This window comes from Blautia sp. ZXY-1-B12, assembly GCF_056339915.1.
Map to the genome: position 1 here is coordinate 1 of NZ_JBWJVP010000076.1, position 3765 is coordinate 3765.

Annotated in this window: 4 protein-coding genes; all 4 read right to left on the reverse strand. The window is 34.6% G+C overall.

The window, feature by feature from the left end; all coding sequences use genetic code 11:
- Positions 1-260: 260 nt before the first annotated feature.
- Positions 261-494, reverse strand: a complete 234-nt coding sequence (locus AC075L_RS05475) for a hypothetical protein (protein WP_118566693.1) — start codon at positions 492-494, stop codon at positions 261-263.
- 349 nt (positions 495-843) lie between these two features.
- The gene (locus AC075L_RS05480; RefSeq protein ID WP_118566692.1) at positions 844-2142 is read right to left on the reverse strand and encodes a sensor histidine kinase; all 1299 of its coding nucleotides are present in this window, start codon (positions 2140-2142) and stop codon (positions 844-846) included.
- The gene (locus AC075L_RS05485; RefSeq protein WP_118566691.1) at positions 2126-2848 is read right to left on the reverse strand and encodes a response regulator transcription factor; all 723 of its coding nucleotides are present in this window, start codon (positions 2846-2848) and stop codon (positions 2126-2128) included. Before AC075L_RS05485 ends, AC075L_RS05480 begins: the two co-directional genes overlap by 17 nt.
- An 18-nt stretch (positions 2849-2866) precedes the next feature.
- The gene (locus tag AC075L_RS05490) at positions 2867-3553 is read right to left on the reverse strand and encodes a CPBP family intramembrane glutamic endopeptidase (protein WP_161234203.1); all 687 of its coding nucleotides are present in this window, start codon (positions 3551-3553) and stop codon (positions 2867-2869) included.
- Positions 3554-3765 lie beyond the last annotated feature (212 nt).

Below are 3765 nucleotides of genomic sequence, written 5' to 3' on the forward strand. Positions count from 1 at the left end.
CTTTATCCATATATCAGACTTTTGAGAATGCTCTCAGTATTCCTCTAACAGACAGATAGGCTATTCCCTGCCGCAAACAGGAGATAGCCTATGGCTTGTTTTGTGCAACTTTTGAAATAATTTTTTTTTTCCGCAGTACAATCATTAGACACGCCAATATCTCCTGATTGTTTCTGACTTGATTATAGCCCATCCATTTCCAAAAGACAAGTGGAAGCAAGTGGAAAAGTCAAGGAAGAAGGAACACTCTCAGCGTTTATCTAACAGGCAGATGACATTCCAATCTGTTTCAAGAAATATTCACAGGCTTCAGATTCATCAAAAAACTTCTTTATTCCTCGCTTTTGACCTCTTTCGCTATAATACACTTCCCATTCTGAACCATTCCAAAAAATCGAATATGCCTCATTCGGATATTCCACGCTGTTAATCGCATATATATCTCCAGCAACTCCCATCTCGTTTAATCTTTCTCTTAACCCACTTACTCTCATACCAATCTCCTGTTCCCTGATCGTAATATTGCATATTACCAGTATCCGCATTCCACTCGATAAACTCGAAATATTTTTTTTATTTTTCTTATTATTTCAGGTTTTCATCAATATTTTCGAGTGGAAATCGAGTTTCTATTGAGTTCCACTCGATTTTACATATTTACTGGAACGTCCTGCTCCAACTAATTGAACCAAAGATTCTTCTCTCATCTTATCCACGGTGCTTCTTGCCTGCACTAGACAGATGCACAAACGGGAAGTCTTAATTTATAAAGTTTCCCTATTTCTGTAAAAGCGTAGTCTTCCCAGTAACACTGTCGCCTTTTATCATTCATTTTATTAACAATCACCTGGCAATAAGAAATGAAAGCTTAATGTAATAGATGTCCTCTATAATTTCCACCATCGAAAATCCTTTCATTTGTTCCATCATAAGTTCGATATTTTTTAATCCAATACCTGTACCTTTTACATATGGATTAGGTTTGATAATTTTATTCCTAAATCCAAGTTCCACATATGTATCAGTATATAACACTTCCAGTTCAATCGGTTTATCTTTCGCTGCATATTTCTCTATATTGGAAATAAGATTGTTCATAATTCTTCCAAGATAATCTGTATTTATACATACCATAACCGATTTCCATTTGATTCTTTCAGTTTCGATGCAGAAACCATTATATTGAAGAAACACACAAAATTCAGACAAATAATCTTCAAAAATACTTTGAACCGTTTCTGGTTCTTCCTGCTTCACATCTGACCCATTACTGACCAGAAAATATTCAAATAACTGATCCGAGACAGAGCGAAGCTGTTCTGCTTTATTCAAAGCTTTTATTGCATATTCAACTGCTGGTTTTCCTTCTTTTTCCAGCTTCTTAATGATCTCCAGATAAGAAAATAAACCGGTAAGTGGTGTACGAAGATCATGCGCCATTCCTAAGACAAGTTCATTCTGAACCTGCTGCATTTTTTCCTGTGTTTTTTTCTGTAATATTAACTGATTCCGCATATGATCAATACCTGTTGCAAGTCCACAAATTTCATCCTCACCGGTAATGGAAATTGCATTTTCCAAGTGCCCCATTCCAATTTCTTCAACTTCTTTTTTGAGATATTTAATATTTTTTATTTCCTTCTGAAGTTCACTGGCAAAAATTGCCAGGCATATCAATATACTTATAATTGCTGAAAAAAATGAAATTATATCAAAATATTTATCTGCAAATCCATCATAAATATAAAGCTCTGCTTCTCCGTCTGAAAAATATATGGAACATAAAAATTTTGATGCACTCTTTTGTACCGCACCTGGAAATAAATCTTCCTGATAGGTATTATCAAAAAAAATATTCTTTCCCTTTGAGATAACAAATTCCTGAATATTTCTTTGCCGAACCCAGGAACGGATTTCATCGGTATCTGTCATTTTCAATTGATTTTCACTTACGTATTTCTGGAATGCCTCAATCTTATCCTGCTCTGCCCCATATAAATCGCCATACGCCAGCAACTGCTCTCGAAATACCGATATACCTCCTCCATTCAAAATACAAAAAATCAGAACACCAATAAACGAATCTTTTATCATTCGATAAATCAGTTTTGAAGTCAGACTATTTTTATTTATTTTTTTCAAAATGATATCCTTTTCCCCATGTTGACACAATCAGTTTTGGATTTTGAGGATCTTTTTCAATTTTCTTTCTAAGACGCCGGATATGTACCATAACCGTATTCCCAGAAGAATACAGGTAGGGGGCTTCCCATATACTTTCATAAATATTTTGGACAGAAAATATTTTGCCCGGATTCTTCATAAGGAGCACCAGGATTTTATACTCCATTTCCGTTAAATTTATTTCTTTTTCATCTAAATAAACGCTATTCTTTTCGGTATTAATACGTATATTTTTATTTTCTATCCATTCTTCTTGTATTTCTATCTCTGTTTTTTTTTCTGCAGCTTTATCATAAACTAAATGTCTTCTTAACAATGCTTTTACTCTTGCAAGGAGCTCCGCATAAGAAAATGGTTTTACAAGATAATCATCTCCTCCGGCCATCAATCCAAGAAGCTTGTCCGACTCCAAATCTTTAGCAGTTAAAAACAAAACTGGAACATTACTTTTTTTACGAATTTCTTCACATGTTTTATATCCGGATATACCAGGCATCATAACATCCAAGATTACCAAATGAGTGGAATCTGATATTTTTTTCAGACCCTCGAAACCATTTACTGCTTCTTCAACATGAAAACTTTCCCCTTCCATCAGTATGCGGACACCTTCCCGAATAGCCGGATCATCCTCTATGATAAGAATATTATTAACAACCCCCATAGAAACCTCACAATAATATTAATTAATCTGTCTTTTCTTTTTTATAAGATATAATGCAACTATGATAACAATTACAAATCCAATCATTGCCGGAAGTCCTGTCTCTATATCATCCGAGCCAATGATGCCAGTGATCCAGCGGTATTCTTTCACAGGTTTGTATAACCAAATTGCAGGAAAAGACTCCGCTGCGGAAACATGTAAAATATCCATATCCCCTGAAATAACATTATATAACCCATGAAAGACAACTCCTGACCATATAGATCCGGTTTCCAAGACAATCAATGCAAAAGCGCACCCAATAAGGAAAATTGCTATTAATAAAGATATTACATTATAAACGTTGGACGTGTCAATATTCACCAGATGCATTACTGCAAACAAAATAGAAGACCCTGCAACAGCAAACTTAGTCCCTTTCATTTTTTGCAGGGAGCTGAATATGAGACCACGGAAAATCACTTCTTCTGTTACAGCAGCACGTACACCACCTCCAAGTATGGTATTAAAAGCCAGATCAATCTTTTCCTGAATGGATATCTCTTCCTTAATAAATGTTCCTTTTGTCAAAAAAATACAGCATACCAAAACAAACGTTGATAATAAAACAGCCGCAACTACCCATTTCACCTGAGGAACTGGCTTACATACATAAATGTCCTGCCAATGTATTTTCAACACATATTTATCATACAGATACACAAGAAATAACACTGCCAGAATATCAAGACTTACATAAATAATTTCATCCAGCGGTATAGGAATATTATAACGAAATACTGTAAGGCTGAAATTTCGCGAAAGCGACAGGATCAGGTATCCCAAAGGAATCGTTAATAAATATTTAATTTTCATAAGAAAATGTACTCCTTTTTTCAATTACAGAAATAAGTTTTGATAACTTATTTCTGTAA